This window comes from Streptomyces sp. NBC_00443 (genome assembly GCF_036014175.1).
GTDB lineage: Bacteria > Actinomycetota > Actinomycetes > Streptomycetales > Streptomycetaceae > Streptomyces.
In genome coordinates this window covers 6,563,549-6,587,231 of sequence record NZ_CP107917.1, presented here as the reverse complement: position 1 = coordinate 6,587,231, position 23,683 = coordinate 6,563,549, and the positions used below count along the sequence as shown (strand labels likewise).

Below are 23,683 nucleotides of genomic sequence, written 5' to 3'. Positions count from 1 at the left end.
GCCCTCGCTACACGACGGCCCCGAAGCGTTCGCGGGCCCGGTCACGAAGCCACGCGAGTATTTCCGGTACGGCCGGCAGGGCGGCGAAGTGCGCCGCCTCACGCTTCAGCACGGGTGTCGCTGAAGGGATGCGGGCAGCCAGCCATCGGAAGTGGCCAACGGGCGAGAAGGTGTCGTGTTCGCCATGCCAGAGCATGGTCGGAACTTCGACGATCTTGCCTGGCTCGAAGCCCCAGTCCTGTCGGAACGACAGCACGTCGTCCAGCCAGCCGAATGAGGAATGCACCGCGCTGGCCTGGTAGTTGGCTAGGAGTAAGTGCCGGATGCCGCCATGTCCCACCACTAGCCTGTCGGCCGCCGGCATCTCCGGGGTTAGCCAGGTCAGCAATGATTCAGGGTTGTCCCTGATGGCATCCGCGTTGCTGGCCAGGTTGGCCCTGAGGCGATCCAGACATGCCGCGGAACCGTCGCTGAGTGCCTCGGAGGCGGTCCTGTAGGCGTCGATATTGGATTGGGCCATCCCTTCATACCAGTCGAGCCCGTCGGCATCTGGCGGCGCGATGCTGACCAGCGCGGCAGCACTGGCCACCCGGCCCTGAAGCAGCGTCGCGCAGGCCAATGCATGCGGCCCGCCACCAGAACGGCCGAGCACGGAGAACGGTCCGAGATTCAGGTGGTCGGCGATTGCCTGCACGTCCGCTGCAGCATGACGCACAGTGCGGCCTTTTAACCGCTGCGACTCCCCGTAACCCGGCCGGTCATAGGAGATGAGCCGAATACCCAGTTTGTAGAGAACGCTGGTACGTGGACGCGGCCCGACCCTGCTGCCCGGAGTGCCATGCAGCAAGAACACCGGGTGCCCCTTCGGGTCCCCCGACGTCTCGAAGAAGAGCAGCCTCTTGCCGTCGCCGCTCTTGACACTTCCCAACACCAGGTGTGCCTCCCGTCGCCAGCGCCGCGGCCGCCCGGAGCAGGACCCAGAGAACCAGCATCCCGCCCGTCAGGGGGCCAGTCGACACACAAACCAGCCGTCATGGCGACGGACCAAGGGTTTCCGTAAGACGCAATGCCACGGGGTGACGGTTGCGCGTCCCGTAGGGCCGCTCGCACCGACCAAACGGTAGAGGATCCCCACCCTCCGGCAGGTCATTCCAGCCACACCGATAACCATTCGGCGCAAAATGCATGTTTGGTTTGACACTTCAGTGATCACAACGCCCCAGGGCAGCGATCACGCAGACCGAGGGCAGTACCCACATGATGGGGCCACCCGACTCGCCGCGCATTCTGACGTCGTCCGATTCCGGTCCGTCCGCGAGGAAGGACCGACGCCATGGCCGGGATCATGCACACGCCCACGGCGAAGCCCGGCAACCCGGTCGACGTCCATAGGCGAATTCCAGCCGAACCGGCCGCCCTCAACCTCGCTCGACACCGGACCGCCTCCGCCGTGCACAGCCCCCTCTCAGCCCCCGCCTACCCCCGGGTAGAGTGTCGCCGTCGTCATCACACCCGTACGGGGGAAAGCCGGTGCAAATCCGGCGCTGACCCTCCCCCAGTGCCCTAAGGGCCTGGGAGGGACCCCCATCGTGAACCGGTCGTCGAAGGCCGGTGAGCCGGATCGCCGCGTACGGGACAGTGACCGGCTCACGTGCACCGGCAGCCTGCCGGAGCGCGGCACCGTCGAGGTATACGGAGCCGAGCCGCCGGGGGTTTTCCCTGTGCTGCCCGGTTCCCCCTAGGGAAGGGCACCCGCCGATCATGTACGTCCGCCGCAGCGCAGCGGCCCTGGCCGCCACCGTCGTGATCGGCGCGGCCGGGCCCGCCGTGGCCGCCGACCCGACCCCCTCCACGTCGCCGTCGCAGGCGTTCCCCGCCGAGCTGTACGGCGACTCCGACCCCACGTACGACGGCGTCTGGCGCCAGTCCCTCGCGCTGCTCGCGCAGGACACCGTGGACGTGAAGCCGGCGAAGGGTGCGGTGGACTGGCTGGTCGGGCAGCAGTGTGCGAACGGGGCCTTCGCGCCCTACCGCGCCGACACGAGCGCGGACTGCAGCCCGAAGGATCTCATCGACACCAACAGCACCGCCGCCGCCGTCCAGGCACTGGCCGCGCTCGGCGGGCACGACGCCGTCGCCGACAAGGCGGTGTCCTGGCTGAAGTCGGTCCAGAACAGGGACGGCGGCTGGGGCTACACCGCGGGCGGGCCCACAGACGCGAACTCGACGTCGGTCGTGGTCGGCGCGCTGGCCGCCTCGGGCGAGAAGCCGGCGGAGGTCGTGAAGGGCGGGAAGTCCCCGTACGACGCCCTGATAGAGCTCGCCCTGCCCTGCAAGGGCGCCGACGCGGGTGCCTTCGCGTTCCAGCCGGACAAGAAGGGCGGCCTGGCCGCCAACGCGGACGCGACCGCGGCGGGCGTCGTCGGCGCGCTCGGCAAGGGCCTCGTGGTCAGCCCGGGCAAGCAGTCGGACGCGGCTTGCACCGACGCCGGCTCCGCGACCCCCGAGCGGGCAGCGGCCAACGGCGCCGCATACCTGACGCAAGCCCTCGCCAAGGACGGTCACCTGATGTCCGCCCTCCCGGGCGCCGAGGACCAGCCCGACTACGGCAACACGGCCGACGCGGTCGTCGCCCTCGCCGCGCAGAGCGGTGCGAGCGCCACCCAGAAGCCGTTGCGCTGGCTGGAGCAGAACTCCGAGCAGTGGGCCGCGCAGAGCGGCCCGGCCGCCTACGCCCAGCTGATCTTCGCCGCCCACGCGACCGGCGCCGACCCGCGTGACTTCGGCGGCGCGGACCTGGTCAAGCAGCTCAACGCGACGGGCCCGGCACCGCAGTCGGCGCCGAACGGGTCGGTGATGGCGTCGGCGAAGGCCTCGGACAAGCAGGAGGACGACGACAACGGGTTCGGCGTGTGGTGGTTCGTCGGCGTCTGCCTGGTCGCGGGCATCGGCGTCGGCTTCCTGCTGAGCGGCCGCAACAAGGCCAAGCGATCGTGATCCGCCGCGCTCTCACGCTCCTCCTGGCCGCACTGGTCCTCGTGACCGGCGCGGCCCAGGCCGCCCAGGCGACCGGCTACCGCTACTGGTCGTTCTGGGACCGCGACGGCGGCAAGTGGACGTACGCCACCCAGGGCCCCTCCACGGCCCGCCCCTCCGACGGCGATGTCCAGGGCTTCCGCTTCGCGGTGAGCGAGGACTCGAAGGACGCCGCCCAGCCGAGGGGCGCGGCCGAGTTCGCGGTGATCTGCGCGCGGACGCCCGCACAGGACGGCAAGAAGCGGGTGGCTCTGGTCATCGACTTCGGTACGGCGGCCGGCGCTCCGTCGGGCGAGACGCCCCCGGCCCGCCGCACCGTATGCGCCCGGGTCGCCCCGAACGCGACCACGGCAGAGGCCCTGGCCGCGGTGGCCAAGCCCCTCCGGTACGGCACGGACGCGTTGTTGTGCGCGATCGGGGGCTATCCGGAGACGGGGTGCGGGGAGCAGGTGGCCGGGGGCGACCAGTCGACGGCGGCGTCCCCGAAATCGCCTTCCGAGGAGTCGTCCTCCGCGCAGTCGTCCTCCGCGGAGAACAAGGACGCCTCGGACGACGGTCCGTCCCTGGGCCTGGTGGCGGGGGTCGGCGTGGTGGCGGTGCTGGGCGCGGCAGCGGTGTGGCAGGCACGGCGGCGGCGAACCTGATGGCAAGCCGCCCCAGCCGGCCCGCGGGCACTCGTGCCGCCGGGGAGGCGCACGTCCCGAAGAGAGACGGCACCCCACCGGCGCCGGCAGGCGGCCCCGTCCCCCATCTGCGTCCCCGTGCACAGCTCCACCCCGGCGCCTGGTGGCTCTGGGCCCTCTCCCTCGGCACCGCGGCCACCCGCACCACCAACCCCCTCCTGCTCACCCTCCTCATCGCCACGTCCGCCTACGTGGTGGCGACCTGCCGCCCGAACACCCCCTGGGCCCGCTCCTACTCCGCCTTCGTCAAGCTCGCCCTGGCCGTCCTGCTCATCCGTCTCTTCTTCGCCGTGGCCCTCGGCTCCCCCATCCCCGGCACGCACGTGATCGTCACCCTCCCCGAAGTCCCCCTCCCCGACTGGGCCCAGGGCATCCGCCTGGGCGGGACGGTCACCGCCGAGGCGCTCGTGTTCGCCCTGTACGACGGCCTGAAACTGGCCACGCTCCTGATCTGCGTGGGCGCGGCGAACGCCCTCGCCAACCCCACCCGCCTGCTGAAGTCCCTCCCGGGCGCCCTGTACGAGATGGGCGTGGCGGTGGTCGTCGCCCTCACCTTCGCCCCCAACCTGATCGCCGACGTCCAGCGCCTGCGCGCCGCCCGGCGTCTGCGCGGCCGGCCCGACCACGGCATCCGCGGCCTCCTGCACGTCGGACTCCCGGTCCTGGAGGGTGCGTTGGAGCGTTCGGTCGCCCTCGCCGCCGCGATGGACGCCCGCGGATACGGCCGTACCGCACAGGTCCCCGCCCCGGTCCGCCGCACCACCACCGCCCTCACCCTCGGCGGCCTGCTGGGGGTCTGCGCCGGCACGTACGGCCTGCTCACCGCCCAGGGCGCCACCTACGGCCTGCCCGTCCTCCTCGCCGGCCTGGCTGCCGCGCTGGCCGGCCTGTGGCTCGGGGGCCGCCGCACCCCACGTACCCGCTACCGCCCCGACCGCTGGGACGCCCGCGCCTGGCTGGTCACCGGCTCCGGCGTCGCGGTGGCCGCACTGCTCACCCTCGCCGCCTCCCGCGACCCCGAGGCGCTGCACCCCGGTGTGGTCCCCCTGGTCGCGCCGGCCCTCCCGCTGTGGCCGGCGGCGGCCGTACTGCTGGGCCTGCTGCCCGCCTTCGTGATCCCCAAGGAGCCGTCGTGATCCGCTTCGAGGATGTTTCGGTGACCTACGACGGCGCCGTCGAACCCGCCGTCCAGGGCGTCGACTTCGAGGTGCCCGAGGGCGAACTCGTCCTCCTGGTCGGGCCGTCGGGCGTGGGCAAGTCCACCGTCCTCGGCGCCGTCAGCGGCCTGGTCCCGCACTTCACCGGCGGCACCCTGCGCGGCCGCGTCACGGTGGCCGGCCGCGACACCCGCACCCACAAGCCGCGCGAACTCGCCGACGTGGTGGGCACGGTCGGACAGGACCCCCTGTCCCACTTCGTGACCGACACGGTCGAGGACGAACTCGCCTACGGCATGGAGTCGTTGGGCCTCGCCCCCGACGTGATGCGCCGCCGCGTGGAGGAGACCCTCGACCTGCTCGGCCTCACCGACCTCCGGGCCCGCCCCATCGCCACCCTCTCCGGCGGCCAGCAGCAGCGCGTCGCGATCGGCTCGGTCCTCACCCCGCACCCCAAGGTCCTCATCCTCGACGAGCCGACCTCGGCCCTCGACCCGGCCGCCGCGGAAGAGGTCCTCGCGGTCCTCCAGCGCCTGGTCCACGACCTCGGCACCACGATCCTCATGGCCGAACACCGCCTGGAACGAGTCATCCAGTACGCCGACCAGGTCGCCCTGCTCCCCTCGCCCGGAGCGGCCCCCATCCTGGGCACCCCGGCAGAGGTCATGGCCGTATCGCCGGTATACCCCCCGGTCGTGGCCCTGGGCCGCCTGGCGGACTGGTCCCCGCTGCCACTAACGGTCCGCGACGCGAGGCGAAAGGCGGCAAACCTACGTCAACGACTTGAGGGCCGGGACTGCAACGCCGCCCTCCAGGGGCGCGGGGCTGTACTCGATTTGCGGCTACCGCCGCGTGGGCGCGACCAGCCACAACGGACCGGCAGTCGCGACGAAACCGCACCCTCCACCCCCGTGGGCGCCACCCCCGCTGGTTCCAACGCAAACGCACCGAACCCACTCCACCCTCCCCCACACGGCCGAAGTACAAGCCCTCGCCGTAATCCGCGACCGCATCCAAGCCCTACGCCACATAGACCTGACCGTCACCCCCGGCGAAACCATCGCCCTCATGGGCCGCAACGGCGCCGGAAAGTCCACCCTCCTCAACACCCTGGTCGGCCTCGTGGAACCGTCCGCCGGCAAGGTCCACGTAGGCGGAGCCGTCCCGCACCGCACCCCGCCCCGCGACCTCGTACGCAGAGTGGGCCTAGTCCCCCAGGAACCCCGCGACCTGCTCTACGCCGACACGGTCGCAGCGGAGTGCACGTCAGCCGACGCCGACGCCGGCGCAGCCCCCGGCACCTGCCGAACCCTCGTCTCAAAGCTCCTCCCGGACATCCCGGACGACATCCACCCCCGCGACCTCTCCGAGGGCCAGCGCCTCACCCTCGCCCTGGCCGTCGTCCTGACCGCCAAGCCGCCCCTTCTCCTGCTCGACGAACCCACCCGCGGCCTGGACTACGCGGCGAAGGCCCGTCTGCTCGGCATCCTGCGCGGGCTGGCCGCCGAGGGGCACGCCATCGTCCTGGCCACCCACGACGTGGAGCTGGCCGCCGAACTGGCCCACCGGGTGATCCTGCTCGCCGACGGCGAGGTGATCGCGGACGGCCCGGCGGTGGACGTGGTGGTCGCCTCCCCCTCCTTCGCCCCGCAGGTGGCCAAGATCCTGGCCCCGCAGAAGTGGCTCACGGTCGCCGAGGTACGGGAGGCGCTGGCATGAAGGGCCGCTCCGCTCACCCCGCTCACCAAGCCGGATCCACCCGCCCCACCCCCCAGGCCCGAGCCGTCCGCCTCGGCCCGCGCTCCCTCGCCGCCCTGGCCCTCGTCAGCGCGGTCGGCGTCGCGGCCTTCGGCTGGCCCTTCCTCACACCACCCACCTCCCAGCTCAGCGCTCACGCCCAGGACGCGCCCTGGCTCTTCTCGGCTCTCCTGGTCCTGCTCGTCGCGGTGGTCGCCGCCACGATCTCCGAGTCGGGGCTCGGCCCGAAAGCGGTCGCCATGCTCGGTGTGCTGGCGGCGACGGGGGCGGCGCTGCGACCGATCGGGGCGGGTACGGCCGGCCTTGAGCCGATGTTCTTCCTGATGGTGCTCAGCGGGCGGGTCCTGGGCCCGGGCTTCGGGTTCGTGCTCGGCGGGGTGACCATGTTCGCGTCGGCGCTGCTGACGGGCGGGGTGGGCCCCTGGATGCCGTTCCAGATGCTGGCTATGGGCTGGTTCACGATGGGCGCGGGCCTGCTGCCGGGCCAGGACCGCCTGCGCGGGCGGGCGGAACTGCTGATGCTGGCCGTCTACGGCTTCCTCGCGGCCTTCGTCTACGGCACGATCATGAACCTCGCCGGCTGGCCCTTCATGGGCGCCCTGGCCTCGAACGTGGCGTTCGACCCCGAGGCGGCCGTCCCCGCGAACCTGGCCCGCTTCGTGGCGTACTGCCTGGCGACCTCCCTCGGCTGGGACCTCGGCCGGGCGCTCGTCACCGTCGTCCTGACCGTCACCCTCGGCCCGGTGATCCTGCGGGCGCTGCGCCGTGCCACGCGCCGGGCGGCTTTCGAGGCCCCGGTCACATTCGACGCTCCCACAGGGTGAGGGGCCACGCGCGGTCCGTGATCCGCACGGTGAACCACCCCACATGACACACATCACCTACGATCCACCTTAGTCGGACAAATCGGATGCCATGTGCATGCCGAAACCGGCCCTGACCTGTACATCGAGAGCCACGTCACACGGACGCCACTCCCCCCGCATACGACCACAACTAGCAAAACGACTCATTGCGGACACCTTCCCGGCCTGTTTCTCTGGACGACGTCGCACGGCGCCGACGTGCCCTCAGGGCCTCGGCGCCGACGTACGCCCCCGCCTCGCATCGCGTGGTTCCGGCTTGCCTGCGGCCCCTGTCCCCGAAGAAAGGCTCTCCGTGTCCGCGATTTCTACCTTCCGCCGCATCTCCGCCCCGAAGAAGGCTCTCGCCGGTGCCGCCCTGGCCGCCACGGCCGCCGGCACCCTGTTCGCCGCCGCGCCCGCCCAGGCCGCGTCGACCGAGACCGGCTCGGCGCAGAAGGTCGCGAAGAAGATGATCTCGGACTCGGCCCAGTACCAGTGCTTCTCCAAGATCGTCGATCACGAGAGCGACTGGAACGTGAAGGCCACCAACTCCTCCAGCGGCGCCTACGGCCTCGTCCAGGCCCTCCCGGGCAACAAGATGGCCTCGGCCGGCTCGGACTGGAAGACCAACGCGGCCACCCAGATCGAGTGGGGCCTGGACTACATGAAGGACCGCTACGGCAGTGCCTGTGGCGCCTGGGACTTCTGGCAGTCGAACGGCTGGTACTGAGCCGACCCTGCCAGACCCTGAACCGAAGGCGGCGGCCCCCGATCCCCGGGGCCGTCGCCTTCGCCATGCGTACGAGTCACCCCGTGCGCCGACGGAGCCGTCTCGGGGGAGGCAGGAACGGGGCGTAGGGATAAGGGGTGCTCCTGCCTCCCTCGGGACGGGCCGACGGCGCCGGGAAGCCGTCGGCCCGAGTGTGGCGCCGTGCGTCTCGTCAGTCGGCGGTCACCTGGAGCTCCTTGACGCCGTTGATCCAGGCGGAACGCAGTCGGCGCGGGTCGCCGACCATCCGCAGGCCGGGCATGGCGTCGGCCACGGCGTTGAAGATGAGGTCGATCTCCAGGACCGCAAGGGACTTGCCGAGGCAGTAGTGGGGACCGCCACCGCCGAAGCCCAGGTGAGGATTGGGGTCACGGGTGATGTCGAAGGTGTCCGGGTTCTCGAAGACCTCGGGATCGTGGTTCGCCGAGGCATAGAAGATTCCTACCCGCTCCCCCTTCTTTATGCGCTTTCCGCCCAACTCCGTGTCCTGAGTGGCCGTCCGCTGGAAGGAGACGACGGGCGTCGCCCAGCGGACGATCTCCTCGGCCGCCGTCGCCGGGCGCTCCCTCTTGTACAGCTCCCACTGCTCGGGGTGGGTGAGGAAGGCGTGCATGCCGTGCGTGATGGCGTTGCGAGTGGTCTCGTTGCCGGCCACCGACAGCATCAGCACGAAGAACCCGAACTCGTCGGAGCGCAGGTTGCCCTCGTCCTCCGCCGCCACCAGCGTGGTGACGAGGTCCTTCGCCGGGCACTCCTTGCGGTCGGCGGCCATGTTCATCGCGTACGAGATGAGTTCGGTGGCCGACTCCTGCCCGACCTCCTCGGTGATGGCGTACTCAGGGTCGTCGTACGCGATCATCTTGTTGGACCAGTCGAAGATCTTGGCCCGGTCGTCCTGTGGGACGCCGATGAGCTCGGCGATGGCCTGCAGGGGGAGTTCGCAGGCGACCTCGGTGACGAAGTCGAAGGGGCCGGAGTGCTGCCGGGCGTTGGCGGCGATCGACAGCGCCCGCGTGCGCAGGCGTTCCTCCAGGGCCCTGATGGCCCGCGGGGTGAAGACGCGCTGCACGATCTGGCGGACCCGGGTGTGCTCGGGCGGGTCCATGTTCAGCAGGATCAGTCGCTGCGCGTCGATGGCGTCGCGCTCGATGTGCTCGTTGAAGCGGATGATCGCGGTGTTGAGTGAGGACGAGAACAACTCCGGATGCGTGGATACGTACTTGACATCCGCGTGCCGGGTCACCGCCCAGTAGCCCTCGTCCTGGAACCCGGCTACGTTGCCCGACTGCGGGATCCAGCGGACCGGTTCGGCCCGGCGCAGCTCGGCGAACTCCGGGAGGGGTACACGGTGTTGCAGCACATCGGGGTCGGTGAAGTCGAACCCGTCGGGAAGCGCTGGACAAGGCATCGGCAACTCCAGCCATCTAGCCATGTAGCCATCTGACGGACCATCAGAACAAGGATTGCCGCGAAGGTAGTAACGGGTTCTACAAGTGGCAAGAGGCGCGGCACCCCGAATTGCGTGCGGGATTCGTGCAGATCTCCACAGATCAACACTTCAGACGCTGCACGACTCTTGCGGCAGTCGACACGCTGTCAGCAGACTGCAATGGGAACTAGTACGTGTTCTAGTTCCGCGTGGCGGGGCCGGCCGGGACGCCCCCGCGCCGCGCGGGTAACCGAGGAGAGGACACTCCCCATGGCCGCGGAACCCGTGATCGTCGAAGCAGTACGCACCCCCATCGGCAAGCGCGGCGGCGCGCTCGCCAACCTCCACCCCGCCTATCTCCTGGGCGAGACGTACCGCGAACTCCTGGGCCGCACCGGCATGCCTGCCGACGCGGTCGAGCAGATCGTCGGCGGCACGGTGACCCACGCCGGCGAACAGTCCATGAACCCCGCGCGCACGGCCTGGCTGACCATGGGCCTGCCGTACGAGACGGCCGCGACGACGATCGACTGCCAGTGCGGGTCCTCGCAGCAGGCGTCGCACATGACGGCCAACATGATCGCGGCGGGCGTCATCGACGTCGGCATCAGCTGCGGCGTCGAGGCGATGTCGCGGGTGCCACTGGGATCGGGGTCGAAACACGGGCCGGGGAAGCCGTTCCCCGACGAGTGGAACGTGGACCTCCCCAACCAGTTCGAGGCGGCGGAGCGGATCGCCCGCCATCGGGGGCTGACGCGCGAGAACGTCGACTCACTGGGGCTGGTCTCGCAGGAGCGGGCGGCTGCCGCCTGGGCGGAGGAACGCTTCAAGAGGGAGACGTTCGCCGTCCAGGTCCCGACGACCGAGGACGAGCAGCGTGCCGGACAGGGCATGTGGCGGCTCGTCGACAAGGACGAGGGGCTGCGCGACACGTCCATGGAGGCCCTGGCGAGGCTCAAGCCCGTCATGCCGACGGCCGTGCACACGGCGGGCAACTCGTCCCAGATCAGCGACGGAGCGGCGGCGATCATGTGGGCGTCCAAGCGGATGGCTCGCGCCCTGAAGCTGCGGCCCCGGGCGCGGATCGTCGCCCAGGCACTGGTGGGCGCCGACCCGCACTTCCACCTCGACGGCCCGATCGACGCGACGAATGCCGTGCTGGGCAAGGCGGGGATGTCCCTGAAGGACATCGACCTCGTCGAGATCAACGAGGCGTTCGCGTCGGTGGTGTTGAGCTGGGCTCAGGTCTTCGAACAGGACCTGGAGAAGGTGAACGTGAACGGCGGCGCGATCGCCCTCGGGCACCCGGTGGGAGCCACCGGGGCCCGCCTCATCACGACCGCGCTTCATGAACTGGAGCGGGCGGACAAGGAGTTCGCGCTGGTGACGATGTGTGCGGGCGGGGGGCTTGCCACCGGCACGATCATTCAGCGGCTGTAGCCCAACCCAGGAACGCGTTGAATGCGGCGGGGTCGAGGGTGACGATCGGCCCCGCCGGGTTCTTGGAGTCGCGGACGGCGACGGTGGTGTGGGGGGTTGCGGCTATCTCGACGCACTGGCCGCCCTCATCGCCGCTGTAGCTGGACTTACGCCACTGGATCCCCGCCAGAATCTCGGTGCTCTCCATAACGCTCCTCCATTACGCGCCGGATCAACTCCGCCGAGTCCTTGATGGAGAGTGCGGCGGCTTGCAGATGATCGTAACGGAGCGAGCACATCCTGACGGTCTCCGGGTTAGCGGTCGGATGCCCGCTGCCGCCGTATCCCTCCGTGTAAACAGTGGTCGGGTCGCTCGCAAAGCGGTAGAGGTCAAATGAGCCTTGCAGGCCCGTATGCGCACCCGCCGCGAAGGGCAGCACCTGGATGTTGACCCGGGGATTGTTCTCGAACGACAACAAGTGGGCCAGTTGCTCCCGCATGGTCCCCCGGCCACCGATCTCCAAGTACAGCGCTGCTTCACTGAGGATCGCCCAGAAGACCGGCGACTCCTGCTTCTCAAGGATGCGCTGACGGGCCAACCGCACCTCGGTGCGATCGTCGAGGTCGGTTTCGTCCAGCACACCGAGCACGGCACGCGCGTATGCCCTGGTCTGGAGGAGACCAAGCACCATGTGGTCCTGGAAGGAGCAGATCTCGATCGCCCGCGCCTCAAGCTCCGCCACCTGCTGAAACCAGGCCGGAAGTTGACTACGCATCACCAGCTCATGCAACCGGGACAGCGCCCCGCCCGTCCCCAAGGCGATATCCACCCGCTCGCTGAACGGCAACGTCGGCAACTTCCGTGCCGTCTCGATCTGGCCGACCAGTGACCCCGTGCAGTACACGATGTCCCCGAGCTGCTTCTGGGTCAGACCGGCGGCCTCGCGGTGGCGGCGTAGTTCGAAGCCGTAGTAGTCGAGTGGCGAGGCGCCCGGGTCGAGGGTGTTGATATGGGTCACGCAGCGGCCCTCTCACGCAACTCGGCCCACTTCGGGACCTGTTGTATCTGTTCGGTAGCCCAGAGTAGTTGCGCGAGGTCACGCTCGTACCGTGAACGGATACATTCCCCCACCTCCCTGGTCCCCTTCCGTGCCCAGTACCGCCTGCGCCTCACCGTCGGCGAACACTCGGCCCGGCACATCCGCACCATCGCCCGCTCGCTGCTCGCCGAGTGGGCGATGTCCGCACTGACCGACGCCGTGGAGCTGGGCGTGACCGAGCTGGTCGCCAATGTCGTACGGCATGTTCCGGACCGCCGGTGCGAGGTGCTGATCCTGCGGCAGCCGGGCGGGGTGCGGGTCGAGGTGGCGGACGGCTTCGCTCAACTGCCCGCGTTCGCCGTGCAGTCGGGGCCGGACGACGAGGGCGGCCGGGGGCTCCTGCTGCTGGACGCGGTGGCCGGCAAGTGGGGCGTGGATCCTGTGGCAGGGGGCGGCAAGGTGGTGTGGTTCGAGTGCTGGTGCGGCAGTGGCTGTGTCGCACCTCCGCTGTGAGAGATCCGTCCTGGTCGGAAGATCCCGCGGCGCGACGAAAAGGCTCAGCTCCGCCGCTGGTTGCCGCTGTGCCGACGCAGCTGGTCGGTGTGGAAGGCGAGGTCGTCGATGCGCGCTGCGAGGTCGGGGTGGCCGGACGTCAGATACGTGTGCGTGACCGTCAGGGGGCCGACCAGGGCGGCCGGGTCGTTGTCGGCAAGGGCGGCTTCGAGCTCGGCGAGTGAGGTGTTGGCGGTGGCGGGGAGGTCGGTGAGTGCGGTGATCTGGCCGGCGAGCCGGCGCAGATCGGCGGCGTTGGCGCGGGCCCAGGCGGTGACGGTGCGGTCGGCGGCGCGGCGGTCGCGGGTGGCCTGCACCCGCTGCTCGCCTGTGGACCCCGGGGTTCCGGGGCGTACCCGCAGGTAGCGGCGTTCGGCGGCCTGACGGCTGGAGACGCCGAGGGGGTGGGCGAGGTCGGCCCAGCTCGCGCCCGCCTCCCGCGCGGCCTCGATCAGGCCGGGCTCCCATTCGGCGAGCTGATCGCGCGCTTCACGCAGCATCAGGAGGGCAGCGAGTGCCTGTTCGGAACTGGCCTGGTCGGACCCGGTGCGCTTCCCGTCCCGGTTTGACCGGGCGGCGTGCAGTGCCTCGTGGATCGAATTCAGTGCCGCGGCAGTGGCGATGAAGGACGCCGACGTGAGACCGCGTGCACGGGGTGTTGGCTGATCATCCTGCTGATCATCCCTGGTCACGGGACCTCCAACTGGTGTCGTCGTCATCTGGATGACCTTCCGCTTGTCATCGCTTGGACGACATGCTACAACGATGGCAGGTGAAACGCATTGGCAGCACAGTGCCTGACCTGAACGCCGGAGGTGTTTGACAATGTTGATGCGCACCGACCCTTTCCGTGAGCTCGACCGGCTCACCCAGCAGCTCCTGAACACGACCGGGACCTGGTCGCGGCCGTCGGCGATGCCGATGGACGCCTACCGCGAGGGCGAGGAGTACGTGATCGCCTTCGACCTGCCCGGCGTGGCCACGGACGCGATCGACATCGACGTCGAGCGGAACATGCTGACCGTCAAGGCCGAGCGGCGGCCCGTCACCAAGGCGGACGACGTGCAGATGGAGCTGTCCGAACGGCCCCTGGGCGTCTTCTCCCGCCAGGTCGTGCTGGCCGACACCCTGGACACGGAGCACATCAAGGCGGACTACGACGCAGGTGTGCTGACCCTGCGGATCCCGATCGCCGAGCGCGCCAAGCCCCGCAAGATCGCCATCAGTGGCGACTCCACGCGCAAGGAGATCAGCGGCTGAGTCCCCTCCCGGCCGCACCGGAGACGGGGGACGGCTGTCCCCCCGCGGCCGCCCCCGTCTCCGCTCACCGCCACACACGCACGGGAGCAGCGATGACCATGCGATGGGAGGCGTTCCTGGACCAGGTCAAGGAACGCGGCACATACGACACCACCCAGGAAGCCGAGCGGGCGGCCCGCACGGTGCTGGCGCTGCTGGGCGCGCATCTGGTGGGCGAGGTACGGGCGGAGCTGGCCGCCCGGCTGCCAGAGGGTCTGGCACTCATCCTGCTCAGTCCGCTCCAGGCGCGCGAGCCGCTCTCCCCGAGCGGTTCGTGCGGGCCACGGCGGCCTGGATCGAGGGAGCCACGGAGCAGACCGCGGCCTGGGACGTGGGGGCCGTGCTCAGCGTTGCCGCGGACGCGGCGGGCGAGGAACTCACCGACCGCATCCTGCTCCAGCTCCCGGCGGGCTACGACCTGCTGTTCGGCCACCCCCAGCCCGTCCAGCCCGTCCAGCCCGCAGACATCACCCCTCCCCTGACCTGCGCGACACCGGTGGCCGGCGGAATAGTCCCCCGGCCGCCGCCTCGCGACGACTTCGACGAGAAAGGCAAGCACGTCAGCGATGTTCTCCCAGCAGCAGCCGCGCCGGTACACCGCGGGCATCACGTTCGAGCAGATGCTGGAACGAGTGCGCTACGAAGGCGCCTATGCCACCCGGGCACAGGCCGAGGAGGCTGTGCACGCCGTGCTGGCCGCGTTCGGGCGCCAGCTCACGGGCGATGAACGCGTGGAGCTCGCGGCCAGGCTGCCGCATGAGGCCGCCGTCACCTTCACGTCCGCGATCCCGGCCACCGCCCCTCTCACCGGCTGGGGCTTCGTCAAGGACCTGGCGCACCGCACCGGCGGCACAGCGGCCACCACCCGCTGGGACACCGGCACCGTCCTTCGGATCGTGGCCCAGCTCGCCGGCGAGGACCTCCTCACCCGCATCCTCGCCCAACTCCCGGCCGGCTACGCCCTGCTCTTCGGCCGCGCCGAACTCACCCAGGCGGCCTGACAGGCGCACCGACGGTCCACGGCGACGGCCGCCGATGCCCCGGCCTGAAGCGGAGGAGACGTAGCCACTTCAGCCGCCAGTGAACGTTCCCACCCGATTCCACGTCTTCGATCACGTGGCCCAAGCCGACCTCACCAGCACCCGCACCCGCCCGAGCGCCCCGCAGCAGGCACCGCCTGCCCGGGAGCGGCTGCTGGACAGGGTCTGGAGCCGCCACCGAATACCTCTCCTGGCCACCCTCCCCACCGTCCCCCTCTACGCGATCTGGGCCCTGTTCCTCGCCACCGGCGGCGGCGACCTGGCGGCGCAGGACGCCTGGACCGGCTTCGCCACCCGGCACGGCGGTTCGGCCTACAACCTGTTCTGGTACGGCGGCACGCACACCGCCAACTACAGCCTGATCTCGCCGTACCTGATGGCCGCGCTCGGCGTCCGCACGGTCACCGTCGTCTCCGGGCTCGCCGCCACCTGGCTGGCGGCAGTCCTCATCACGCGCGCCAAGGGCATCCCGCGCCCCCTCGGCCCGGCCCTGCTCGCGGCCTTCGCCCTGTGGTGCAACGTGGCCTCCGGGCGCACCACCTTCGCGCTCGGGGTGGCCTTCGGACTCGCCGCCTGTCTGCTGCTGACCCGTGAGAAGCGGGTCGTCCTCGCCGCCGCGTACGCCGCCCTGGCGACGATGGCGAGCCCGGTGGCAGGGCTGTTCCTCGTCGTCGTGGGTGCCGCGTTCCTCCTCACCCGCGAGTGGGCCCGCGCCCTCACTCTCCTGCTTCCGCCCGCCGTCACCGTCGGCGTGACGACTCTCCTCTTCCCCTTCAAGGGCGAGCAGTTGATGTTCGCCGACCGAATATGGCCGCCCTTCTTCCTGGGCCTGGCCGTCACCTTCCTCGCCCCGCGCTCCTGGCGCGTCGCACGCTGGAGCGGTGCCGTGTACGCGGCCGGGGCGGTCCTGACGTATCTCATCCCTTCCCCCATCGGCACGAACGTCGAGCGCTTCGCCGAGCTGTTCGCGCCCGCGGCCCTCCTCGCCGTCCTGGTGGCCCAGCCCCGTCTCGCGAAGGTCCGCCGGAACCTGCTGATCGCCGCCCTCGTCCTCTCGGTCGGCTGGGTCACCAAGAAGACCGGCGACGATCTCTACGTCTCCACCACCGTGCCCGCCTGGGCCACCGAGACCCACGGGGTGGTCCGCGCCCTGGACCATCTCGGCGCCGACCTCACCCGCGTCGAGGTCGTCCCGGCCCGCAACCACCGCGAGGCCAGCGGGCTCGCCCCGCACGTGAACATGGCCCGCGGTTGGAACCGCCAGCTGGACATGGAGCGGGCCCGGCTCTTCTACGACGGGTCGTTCTCCGCGGCGACCTACCGGAAGTGGCTGGACCGCTGGGCCGTCGGATACGTCGTCCTCCCGCTGGGCAAACCCGACGGGTACGCCAAGGTCGAGGCCCGGCTCATACGCGAGGACCGGCCCGAGTGGCTGGAGCCCGTGTGGCAGGACGAGCACTGGCGGATCTTCCGGGTACGGGACGCCGTACCCCTCGTCTCCGATCCCGCGAGCATCGTGTCGACGTCCAGCGCCGACCTCGTCGTCCGCATGTCCCGGGCCGGATCGGCGACCGTACGCGTCGCCTACTCGCCCTGGCTGCACGCCGACGGCGGCGGCTGTCTCACCCGGCAGGGCGAGTTCACCCGCCTCACCGTCACCGCCCCCGGCACGTACCGGATCAGCTCGGAGTACCCTCCTTCGCCGGAGCCTGGGAGTCACTGCTGACCTTCTCGGCCTGTGCCGTGACCAGCCGGGCCCGCGGCCCCTGGAACAGGTACGTCATCCCGAAGCCCGCACCCACGACGGCCGCACCGCCGACCGCGTCGAGGACCCAGTGGTTGCCGGTGACGATGATCGCGCGATCTGCCCGACCAGCGACCCTGTGCAGTACACGATGTCCCCGAGCTGCTTCTGGGTCAGCCCGGCGGCCTCGCGGTAGCGGCGTAGTTCGAAGCCGTAGTAGTCGAGTGGCGAGGCGCCCGGGTCCAGGGTGTTGATGTGCACGCAGCGGCCCCTCTCACGCAACTCGGCCCACTTCGGGACCTGTTGCTGGGCGTGACCGAGCTGGTCGCCAATGTCGTACGGCATGTTCCGGACCGGCGTTGTGAGGTGCTGATCCTGCGGCAGGCGGCAGGAGTTCGCGTGGAGGTCGCGGACGGGTCGGATCAGCTCCCGGCACCGTCGTGCGGCCTGTGCCTCGGCGCGGAGAACGGGCGTGGCCTCGTGCTGCTGGACGCGCTGGCCGACAAGTGGGGCGTGGCACGCTGCGCGGAGGGCGGCAAGGCCGTGTGGTTCGCGTGCGGGGTCACGTGACGGCGGGCGCGGCGGGTGACCAGGCGGTCCGCTTCGGGGGTTCGCTGGTAGTAGACCCGGCTGCCTTCGCGGGTGCGGTTGAGCAGTCCGACCCGGTACATGCGGGTCAGGTGGTACGACACGGTGGAGGCACTCATGTGGTGGCGCTCGGCGAGTTCCGTGGTGGTGCGGGAGCTGCCCAGATCCGCCAGCAGGAGCAGCCGGGCCTGCCCGATGACCTGGCCCAGGGAGTCCGCCTCGGCCGGGTCGTCGGAGCGGAGTTCGCCCTTCGGGCCGGGGCGCACCGGGTAGGAGAGATGCGTCCCGTCCTCGCCCCAGGGGTCGTGCCGCAGCTGCCACGTGCTCACCAGCGGCGAGGGGTGCAGCACGATGCGCCTGGTCTCGATGACGTTCCGCACGGACGCGTCCTGGATGTGGAGCGTGCCCGATTCGTACGAGACCCCGGGGTGCAGGGAGTTGAGTGTGGCGGCCAGTCCGCGCTCGGCCATGGACGCGGCGCGGTGCCGGATGTCACCTTCCATGAGCGGGCGCAACGCGTTCCATCGCGCGGACACGCACGCGGTCCAGAAATGTCCCAGCTCGTCGGCGATCCGCCGGGCGAACGCCCGCTCGCCGCCCTCCAGCGCGGCGGTGATCCGGCGCAGTTCGCCGGACTCCCACCGATCGCCGCCCCGCGCGGACTTCATGAACCGGTGCATCTGATGGGCGATCACATCGCCGGGCGCGTCGGCCACTTGCCGGAGTTCCTCCTCCAGGGACGCGTGCCCGTCCGCGTCGGCGAACATGAAGCCCGGCACGTAGTCGCGCTTCTCCCTGCGTAACGCCATGAGCAGGGCGACGTCGGGACTCCTCAGCACCTTTCCCGGCGGCCGCTCCGAAAGGTGCCCGGCGCCGACGGCCGGCAGGCCGAAATTGAGCAGCAGTCCGATCTGGGCCAACGGGGAAACCACGAATCTCGCGTCCATGAGTGCGTCAGAAGCCAGGCGAACCGATATCAACAATCCCCCAGGGTCGTTTGCCGGCGCACCCTCGACCAGGTCAGCGATCGACGAGGTACACGCGGTCCACGCATACGGGGGTCGGGAACGACCCCCGTCGTCGTTCGATCGGATCCTCACACGCCCCCGCACGTTCCACCAGGTCAATTCGGGGACAGAATCGCCAGATAACAGACATTCGAGCGCGTTCAAAAGTTATGTGCCGCGGTCATGTGCAGTGGCCGGGGCGGGCGTACACCAAGACCTGTGCGCCGTGGACCGCGATCCGGTCACAGATCCGGAATTGAGTCTTCAATATCTGGCGTTTGATCTTCTCCTGCGGAAAGGGGTCGAGCGGCTGACCCGCCGGGTCGGTCAGCGCGATGACCCGGTCGGCGGCGAGAACGCGGCGCCGGATGGTGTCGGCGGGCAGTTCGGTGCCCTGCAGGGTGTGCGAGGCCGTCGGGGACTCGGCGAGGGCCACGTCGTCCAGGCGGCCGAGCACGGCCGGATAGGACAGCAGCCATTCCCGGCGTCGGGCGGGCATGAACAGGACGGCGTCCCCGTCGCGGGCCGAGTCCTCGACGGCCCGGGCGACGGCGACCACATCGTCCTTGCGGCTCTCGGGCGAGCGCACCAGCAGCGACCACGGCAGCAGCACCGCGACCGCCGTACCGGCCGCCAGACAGGCCGTCAGGGCGCGGACCGGCCCGGCGAGACGGCGGCTTCGCCGGATGGCGTGGGCCAGGGCGGCGCCGGTCAGCAACGCCAGTCCCGTCATCCCGTACAGGACGTACCGCTCGACGTACCACGGCCTGGCGAGGGAGACCACCATGAGCAGACCGGTCGGGGCGAACGGCAACGGAAGGGCGAGCGCGGTCAGTTCGGTAGCGCCGCGGCGGCGCAGCAGGAGCCGGCTGAGCAGCACAGCGACGACGGAGACGACCAGGAACTGCAGCCACGCGTTCATACTGGGCCGACCCAGCCAGCCGAGCTGCCGGTCCGCCTGTCCCGCGCTCACCGCCATCAGGGGCAGCAGGCCGAGACTCACGCCGGCCGCCGCCGCGCCCCATCCCCGCCACACCCGCCTCGGCACGCGCAGTCGCCACAGTGTCAGCGCGTGGGCCACCATCGCCAGGGCAGCGAACTCGTGCAGCCAGCAGGCGAGCGCGAGCAGCACGCCGTACGCGGTCCACCAGCGGGGGCCGGGCTCGCGGACGGCGCGCAGGAAGGCGTACGTCCCCCAGGTGACGGCAGCGGTGACCAGCGCGTACGAGCGGCCCTCCTGCGCGTACTGCTGCGTCACCGGCAGCAGCGCGAACACCAGCCCGGCCAGGGTCCCGGCGAGCCGTCCGGACAGCCGGGCGCCGATCGCGCCAACCCCGGCCGCCGCGCCGGCGGTCGCCAGCACCGAGGGCAGCCGCAGGGCGACGAGCCCGCCGTCCCACAGGGCGAGGACGGCGTGCATGAGGAGGTAGTACAGGCCGTGCACGGCATCGATGTGGCCCAACAGGCCCCACAGTTCACCGAGCGGGCGGTGGGCGACCTGGTAGGTGACGGACTCGTCGCGCCACATGCTGTCCTGCCGGTCGATCCCCCACAGGCCCAGGATCAGCGCGGCCACGGCCGGAACGATCAGGTGCAGGCCCCTCGCCCCGGCCCGGTCCGGCCGGACGGCGGTCGGGAGACCGTCATGGACGCGGTCGGCGAGCTCGCGGTCGGCTTGCTGAGTGATGGTGTCCTCCTGGGGGACGGGGTCGCAGGTCGGGGGTCGCAGGTCGGGGGCCGGGGTCACGGGCAGGGGGTCGGGGGTCGCAGGCCAGGGGCCGGGGTCGCGGGCCGGGGGCACGGGTCAGGGGCCGAGGGGCACGGGTCGCGAGCCGGGGTCGGGGGCGCGAGCCGGGGTCGGGGGCGGGGTCGCGGCCCGAGCGGTCGGGTGGGCGTGGTCAGGGGGCGTGGTCAGCAGTGGTCGCCGCGCTCGTACACCTCGATCCGCGCGGTGCCGACGGCTGTGCGGTCGCATCGCGTGAAGTGGTCGCGTAGCGTCGCTTCCTTCGCCTCCTCCCGCGCGCTCGCCTCGTGGCGCTCGCGTGCGGGTTCGCGCACCACGACGACCCGTGGGGCGAGCAGGACCCGGTCGCGGATGGCCGCGGGCGGCAACTCGGTGCCGTAGAGCGTGTGCGAGCGCTGCCGTGACTCGGCGAGCGCGAGATCGAGTGCGCCGTAGGAGGCGGGCTCGTGGCCGAACGCCCAGACGCGGCGGCTGCCGGGCAGGAAGAGCACACCGTCGCCGGGCACCGCCGTCTCCCGTAAGGCGTCGGATACGGCGGTGACGTCGTCGATCCGGCTCTGCGGGCCGCGCAGATGCGTCCCCACCGGGCCCAGCGCGACCAGCACGCCGGCGGCGGTCACGAGCGCCAGGGCCACGCGCGCACGCCCGGCCCGCCACAGCGCGTCGAGTGCGGCGCCCGCGAGGAGGGCGAGACCCGCCTGCGCGTACAGCACGTACCGGTCGACGTAGAGGGGCTTGACCGCCGACGCCAGCAGGAGCGAGGCCGGGGGCAGGACGAGCATTGGCAGGGCGAGTGCGGCGAGTGCGCGGGAGCCCCCCGTCCGGCGGTGAACGGCCGCGCAGGCGATGCCGGCGCCCGCGAGCAGCGCGAAGCCCAGCACGTCGGTGTCCCAGGACACCTCGATCCAGGCGACCTGCCGGGACTGACGCATGCTCAGCATCACCACGGGAACGACCGCCGCCACCGCGCAACAGGCGGCCGTCGCCCAGGCCGCGAGGACCGCCCGAGGCGCCCGGGCGGCGAGCAGGGCGACACCGTGCGCGGCGAGCGCGGGCAGCGCGAACTCGTGCAGCAGGCCGGACACGGCGGCCAGTACGGCGTATCCGGCCCACGCGGCGCGGCGCCGTGCGGTGCTCGCCCTGACCAGGAGCCAGGTCTCGGCGACGACGAGCGCCGTCACCAGGGCGTACGCGCGGCCCTCCTGCGCGTAGCGCTGGGTGACGGGTAGCAGAGCGAACACCAGGCCCGCGGCCAGGCCCGCCCGCGGTCCCGCCAGCCGCCGGCCCAGCGCCGCGACCCCCGCCGCCGCGCCCGCCATGGCCAGCACAGAGGGCAGCCGCAGGGCGACGAGCCCGCCGTCCCACAGCCGGAACACGCCGTGCATCAGCAGGTAGTAGAGGCCGTGCACCGCGTCGGCCCCGCCCAGCGTCACCCACAGGTCGGGCAGCGTGCGGTGGGCCATGTCGTACGTGACGGCCTCGTCCTGCCACAGCGAACCCCGCCGGCGGATGCCCCACAGGCCGAGGGCGAGGGCCAGGGCGGCCGGGGCGAGGACGGTGACGCAGGCCGGTGTGCCGGGCCGGGTGGCTGGCGGGCCGAGCGGCGCGGACGGGCGGACGGGGGATACACGGGTCGCGGTGGTGATGGCCGACTCCTTGTCTGGCTCGGGGCGCTGATCAGGAGTCAACTGGCTGGAAAATTGATGGTCAGCCGTCTGATGGGCCGCCTATCAAAGGGGCATCGCGTAGCGTGAGCCACTGATCGCGGAACGGAGAGCAGACGGGGAGCACAGGGGGAGCCACCGTGGGTCGTGCCGAGAAACCGCTGGATCCGCAGGAGGGACCGGTGCAGCGGTTCGCCCATGAACTGCGTGAGTTACGCCGGGCGGCGGGCAGTCCCACCTACCGGGAGATGGCCCGTCGCGCGGGATACTCCGCCCCCACCCTGTCCGGCGCCGCCGCGGGCGAGCGGCTGCCGTCGCTGCCGGTGGCCCTGGCCTACGTCGAGGCCTGTGACGGCAGCAGGCAGGAGTGGGAGCCTCGCTGGCACGCGCTCGCCGGGGAACTGTCCGCGCAGCCCGTGACGGACGCCGAGGACGAGCCGGCGCCATATCGCGGTCTCGCCCGGTTCGGCACGGAGGACGGCGCGCTGTTCTTCGGGCGCGACCAACTCGTCGAGGATCTCGTCGGCCTGGTCGGCAAGCACCGGTTCGTCGCCGTCGTCGGGGCGTCGGGCAGCGGCAAGTCCTCGCTGATGCGGGCCGGTCTCGTCCCCGCGCTGCGCGGCCTCGGCGAGCGGGACGGGCGGCCGGCCGCCATCCGCATCTGCACGCCCGGCGCATCCCCGCTGCGCACCCACGGCGAACTGCTCGAACCGGTCGAGGGCGAGACGGACACGCTGCTCGTGGTCGACCAGTTCGAGGAGGTCTTCACACTCTGTCAGGACCCGGGCGAGCGCACGCAGTTCATCGACGGCCTGCTCCACTCCCGTGCTGAGGCCCACGGCTCCCGGCTGCGCGTCGTGATCGCGGTGCGTGCCGACTTCTACGGCCGGTGCGCCGACCATCACGCCCTCGTCGACGCGCTCAACGCGGCGAGCCTGCTGGTCGGCCCCATGTCGCCGGAGCAGGTGCGGGAGGCGATCGTGAAGCCGGCGGCGGCCGGGCGGCTGGTCGTGGAGCGCGCCCTGACCGCCCGCATCGTCTCCGACGTGGCGCGGGAGCCCGGCGCGCTTCCCCTGATGTCCCACGCCCTGCTCGAACTGTGGCGCCGCCGCCGGGCCCGTACGCTCACGATGGAGGCGTACGGGGCGATCGGCGGAGTGCAGGGCGCGGTGGCCCACACGGCCGAGGAGGTCTTCGCGGGGTTCACGGCCGAGCAGACCGAGCTCGCCCGCGCGCTGCTGCTGCGGCTGATCACGCCGGGGGACGAGGCGCCGGACACCCGGCGGCCGGCCGAGCGCGCCGAGCTGGTCCGGTCCGAGGAGTCGGCGGCGGTGCTGGAGGCGCTGGTCCGGGCGCGGCTGGTGACCGTCGACGGCACGGGCGTGGACCTCACCCACGAGGCGCTGATCACCGCCTGGCCACGGCTGCGCGGCTGGGTGGAGGCGGACCGCGAACGGCTGCGTCTGCAGCGCCGGTTGACGGAGGCGGCCAAGGAGTGGGAGCAACTGGACCGGGATCCGGGCGCGCTCTACCGGGGCGCCCGGCTGCTGGCCGCGCGGGACGCGTTCCTGGGGCCGGACGGACCGGCGTCCGATCTGACGCCGCTGGAGCGGGAGTTCCTCATGACGAGCATCCGCACGGGACGCTTCGTGCAGCCGGCCCTGGTGGCCCTCCGGCGTTTCGTACGGAGCAGGTGGTGGCTGGTGACACGGATCGGGCTGGTGCTGGGGGTGGTGCTGTGGACCCTCTGGTTCCTCGACCGCGACCATCCGTGAGACCGCGGCACCAGAACGGATCCGTACCGCGGGTCCGTACCGCGGATCCGTACCGCGCGGCTGAGCCGATCCGCAGTGCTGAAACCGACCCGCACCCCGAAACCACCCCCACGCCGCTGAACCCGATCCGCACC

At 71.3% G+C, this 23,683-nt stretch carries 19 protein-coding genes and 5 pseudogenes; 14 read left to right on the top strand and 10 right to left on the bottom strand.

Annotation, left to right across the window (positions count from 1 at the left end; translation table 11 throughout):
- Window positions 1-7 precede the first annotated feature (7 nt).
- Window positions 8-931 carry an alpha/beta fold hydrolase gene (locus OHO27_RS30070; RefSeq protein ID WP_328428098.1) on the bottom strand — a complete coding sequence of 308 codons (924 nt, stop codon included), beginning with the start codon at window positions 929-931 and terminating at the stop codon, window positions 8-10.
- An 830-nt stretch (window positions 932-1,761) separates the two neighbouring features.
- Between OHO27_RS30070 and OHO27_RS30065 the strand changes: the two genes are divergently transcribed.
- From OHO27_RS30065 to OHO27_RS30040, 6 genes and pseudogenes are all read left to right on the top strand, one after another.
- The gene (locus tag OHO27_RS30065; protein WP_328428097.1) at window positions 1,762-2,997 is read left to right on the top strand and encodes a prenyltransferase/squalene oxidase repeat-containing protein; all 1,236 of its coding nucleotides are present in this window, start codon (window positions 1,762-1,764) and stop codon (window positions 2,995-2,997) included.
- Window positions 2,994-3,680 (top strand): SCO2322 family protein, encoded by a 687-nt coding sequence (locus tag OHO27_RS30060; RefSeq protein WP_328428096.1) that lies wholly within the window; start codon window positions 2,994-2,996, stop codon window positions 3,678-3,680. Before OHO27_RS30065 ends, OHO27_RS30060 begins: the two co-directional genes overlap by 4 nt.
- Window positions 3,680-4,855: an energy-coupling factor transporter transmembrane component T gene (locus OHO27_RS30055; protein ID WP_328428095.1), complete on the top strand. Its 1,176-nt coding sequence runs from the start codon at window positions 3,680-3,682 to the stop codon at window positions 4,853-4,855. The genes OHO27_RS30060 and OHO27_RS30055 overlap by 1 nt, the downstream gene beginning before the upstream one ends.
- Window positions 4,852-6,595, top strand: a pseudogene (locus OHO27_RS30050) (ABC transporter ATP-binding protein). The gene OHO27_RS30055 and the pseudogene OHO27_RS30050 overlap by 4 nt, the downstream one beginning before the upstream one ends.
- Window positions 6,592-7,458, top strand: coding sequence for an ECF transporter S component (locus OHO27_RS30045; RefSeq protein WP_328428094.1), 867 nt, complete (start codon window positions 6,592-6,594; stop codon window positions 7,456-7,458). Before OHO27_RS30050 ends, OHO27_RS30045 begins: the two are co-directional and overlap by 4 nt.
- Window positions 7,459-7,792: 334 nt before the next feature.
- Window positions 7,793-8,209, top strand: a complete 417-nt coding sequence (locus OHO27_RS30040) for a transglycosylase SLT domain-containing protein (protein WP_328428093.1) — start codon at window positions 7,793-7,795, stop codon at window positions 8,207-8,209.
- Between the two features lie 211 nt (window positions 8,210-8,420).
- On the opposite strand, the gene OHO27_RS30035 is transcribed toward OHO27_RS30040, so the two are convergent.
- Window positions 8,421-9,656, bottom strand: coding sequence for a cytochrome P450 (locus OHO27_RS30035; RefSeq protein ID WP_328428092.1), 1,236 nt, complete (start codon window positions 9,654-9,656; stop codon window positions 8,421-8,423).
- Window positions 9,657-9,947: 291 nt separating this feature from the next.
- On the opposite strand from OHO27_RS30035, the gene OHO27_RS30030 reads away from it, so the two are divergent.
- A complete protein-coding gene (locus OHO27_RS30030; protein ID WP_328428091.1) occupies window positions 9,948-11,117 on the top strand; it encodes a steroid 3-ketoacyl-CoA thiolase in 1,170 nt (389 codons plus the stop codon).
- On the opposite strand, the gene OHO27_RS30025 is transcribed toward OHO27_RS30030, so the two are convergent.
- Together OHO27_RS30025 and OHO27_RS30020 are read right to left on the bottom strand one after the other, a co-directional pair.
- The gene (locus OHO27_RS30025) at window positions 11,101-11,304 is read right to left on the bottom strand and encodes a DUF397 domain-containing protein (RefSeq protein WP_328428090.1); all 204 of its coding nucleotides are present in this window, start codon (window positions 11,302-11,304) and stop codon (window positions 11,101-11,103) included. The two genes, OHO27_RS30030 and OHO27_RS30025, sit on opposite strands and share 17 nt — an antisense overlap.
- On the bottom strand, window positions 11,264-12,115 hold the full coding sequence (locus tag OHO27_RS30020) for a helix-turn-helix domain-containing protein (RefSeq protein WP_328428089.1): 852 nt from the start codon (window positions 12,113-12,115) through the stop codon (window positions 11,264-11,266). The genes OHO27_RS30025 and OHO27_RS30020 overlap by 41 nt, the downstream gene beginning before the upstream one ends.
- A 219-nt stretch (window positions 12,116-12,334) precedes the next feature.
- Between OHO27_RS30020 and OHO27_RS30015 the strand changes: the two genes are divergently transcribed.
- Complete coding sequence (locus tag OHO27_RS30015; protein ID WP_328428088.1) at window positions 12,335-12,649, top strand: ATP-binding protein; 315 nt, start codon at window positions 12,335-12,337, stop codon at window positions 12,647-12,649.
- A 44-nt stretch (window positions 12,650-12,693) separates the two neighbouring features.
- Here the strand turns inward: OHO27_RS30015 and OHO27_RS30010 are convergent, their stop codons facing one another.
- Window positions 12,694-13,407 (bottom strand): type III effector protein, encoded by a 714-nt coding sequence (locus tag OHO27_RS30010; RefSeq protein ID WP_443059628.1) that lies wholly within the window; start codon window positions 13,405-13,407, stop codon window positions 12,694-12,696.
- Window positions 13,408-13,513: 106 nt separating this feature from the next.
- Between OHO27_RS30010 and OHO27_RS30005 the strand changes: the two genes are divergently transcribed.
- The 4 genes and pseudogenes from OHO27_RS30005 to OHO27_RS29990 all read left to right on the top strand — a co-directional run bounded on the left by OHO27_RS30005 (window position 13,514) and on the right by OHO27_RS29990 (window position 16,753).
- Entirely contained in the window at window positions 13,514-13,948 is a 435-nt protein-coding gene (locus tag OHO27_RS30005) for an Hsp20/alpha crystallin family protein (RefSeq protein WP_328428086.1), read from the top strand.
- Window positions 13,949-14,040: 92 nt separating this feature from the next.
- Window positions 14,041-14,429, top strand: a pseudogene (locus OHO27_RS30000) (DUF2267 domain-containing protein); the annotation flags it as partial.
- 124 nt (window positions 14,430-14,553) lie between these two features.
- Complete coding sequence (locus tag OHO27_RS29995) at window positions 14,554-14,988, top strand: DUF2267 domain-containing protein (protein ID WP_328428085.1); 435 nt, start codon at window positions 14,554-14,556, stop codon at window positions 14,986-14,988.
- A gap of 115 nt (window positions 14,989-15,103) precedes the next feature.
- Window positions 15,104-16,753 (top strand): hypothetical protein, encoded by a 1,650-nt coding sequence (locus tag OHO27_RS29990; RefSeq protein ID WP_443059627.1) that lies wholly within the window; start codon window positions 15,104-15,106, stop codon window positions 16,751-16,753.
- On the opposite strand, the pseudogene OHO27_RS43220 reads toward OHO27_RS29990, so the two are convergent.
- Window positions 16,707-16,886 (bottom strand): annotated as a pseudogene (locus OHO27_RS43220) (hypothetical protein); the annotation flags it as partial. The gene OHO27_RS29990 and the pseudogene OHO27_RS43220 sit on opposite strands and share 47 nt — an antisense overlap.
- Window positions 16,847-17,032 (bottom strand): annotated as a pseudogene (locus OHO27_RS29985) (helix-turn-helix domain-containing protein); the annotation flags it as partial. The pseudogenes OHO27_RS43220 and OHO27_RS29985, both read right to left, overlap by 40 nt.
- Here OHO27_RS29985 and OHO27_RS29980 point away from each other — a divergent pair.
- Window positions 17,027-17,263 (top strand): annotated as a pseudogene (locus OHO27_RS29980) (hypothetical protein); the annotation flags it as partial. The pseudogenes OHO27_RS29985 and OHO27_RS29980 sit on opposite strands and share 6 nt — an antisense overlap.
- Here OHO27_RS29980 and OHO27_RS43215 read toward each other — a convergent pair.
- The 3 genes from OHO27_RS43215 to OHO27_RS29965 form a co-directional block, all read right to left on the bottom strand.
- On the bottom strand, window positions 17,194-17,829 hold the full coding sequence (locus tag OHO27_RS43215; protein ID WP_443059724.1) for a helix-turn-helix domain-containing protein: 636 nt from the start codon (window positions 17,827-17,829) through the stop codon (window positions 17,194-17,196). The pseudogene OHO27_RS29980 and the gene OHO27_RS43215 overlap by 70 nt on opposite strands.
- Before the next feature lie 718 nt (window positions 17,830-18,547).
- Window positions 18,548-20,113, bottom strand: a complete 1,566-nt coding sequence (locus OHO27_RS29970; RefSeq protein ID WP_328428083.1) for a glycosyltransferase family 39 protein — start codon at window positions 20,111-20,113, stop codon at window positions 18,548-18,550.
- Between the two features lie 164 nt (window positions 20,114-20,277).
- Complete coding sequence (locus OHO27_RS29965) at window positions 20,278-21,798, bottom strand: glycosyltransferase family 39 protein (protein ID WP_328428082.1); 1,521 nt, start codon at window positions 21,796-21,798, stop codon at window positions 20,278-20,280.
- A gap of 116 nt (window positions 21,799-21,914) precedes the next feature.
- Between OHO27_RS29965 and OHO27_RS29960 the strand changes: the two genes are divergently transcribed.
- Complete coding sequence (locus OHO27_RS29960) at window positions 21,915-23,549, top strand: helix-turn-helix domain-containing protein (protein ID WP_328428081.1); 1,635 nt, start codon at window positions 21,915-21,917, stop codon at window positions 23,547-23,549.
- The last annotated feature ends 134 nt before the right edge of the window (window positions 23,550-23,683 follow it).

Excerpts from the sequence above, each read along its gene's own strand:
- OHO27_RS30025 (WP_328428090.1), bottom strand. The coding sequence starts at position 11,304 with ATGGAGAGCACCGAGATTCTGGCGGGGATCCAGTGGCGTAAGTCCAGC.
- OHO27_RS30045 (WP_328428094.1), top strand. The coding sequence starts at position 6,592 with ATGAAGGGCCGCTCCGCTCACCCCGCTCACCAAGCCGGATCCACCCGC.
- OHO27_RS30065 (WP_328428097.1), top strand. The coding sequence starts at position 1,762 with ATGTACGTCCGCCGCAGCGCAGCGGCCCTGGCCGCCACCGTCGTGATC.
- OHO27_RS30005 (WP_328428086.1), top strand. The coding sequence starts at position 13,514 with ATGTTGATGCGCACCGACCCTTTCCGTGAGCTCGACCGGCTCACCCAG.
- OHO27_RS29995 (WP_328428085.1), top strand. The coding sequence starts at position 14,554 with ATGTTCTCCCAGCAGCAGCCGCGCCGGTACACCGCGGGCATCACGTTC.
- OHO27_RS30010 (WP_443059628.1), bottom strand. The coding sequence starts at position 13,407 with ATGACGACGACACCAGTTGGAGGTCCCGTGACCAGGGATGATCAGCAG.
- OHO27_RS43215 (WP_443059724.1), bottom strand. The coding sequence starts at position 17,829 with ATGGCCGAGCGCGGACTGGCCGCCACACTCAACTCCCTGCACCCCGGG.
- OHO27_RS30055 (WP_328428095.1), top strand. The coding sequence starts at position 3,680 with ATGGCAAGCCGCCCCAGCCGGCCCGCGGGCACTCGTGCCGCCGGGGAG.
- OHO27_RS30035 (WP_328428092.1), bottom strand. The coding sequence starts at position 9,656 with ATGCCTTGTCCAGCGCTTCCCGACGGGTTCGACTTCACCGACCCCGAT.
- OHO27_RS30030 (WP_328428091.1), top strand. The coding sequence starts at position 9,948 with ATGGCCGCGGAACCCGTGATCGTCGAAGCAGTACGCACCCCCATCGGC.
- OHO27_RS30015 (WP_328428088.1), top strand. The coding sequence starts at position 12,335 with ATGTCCGCACTGACCGACGCCGTGGAGCTGGGCGTGACCGAGCTGGTC.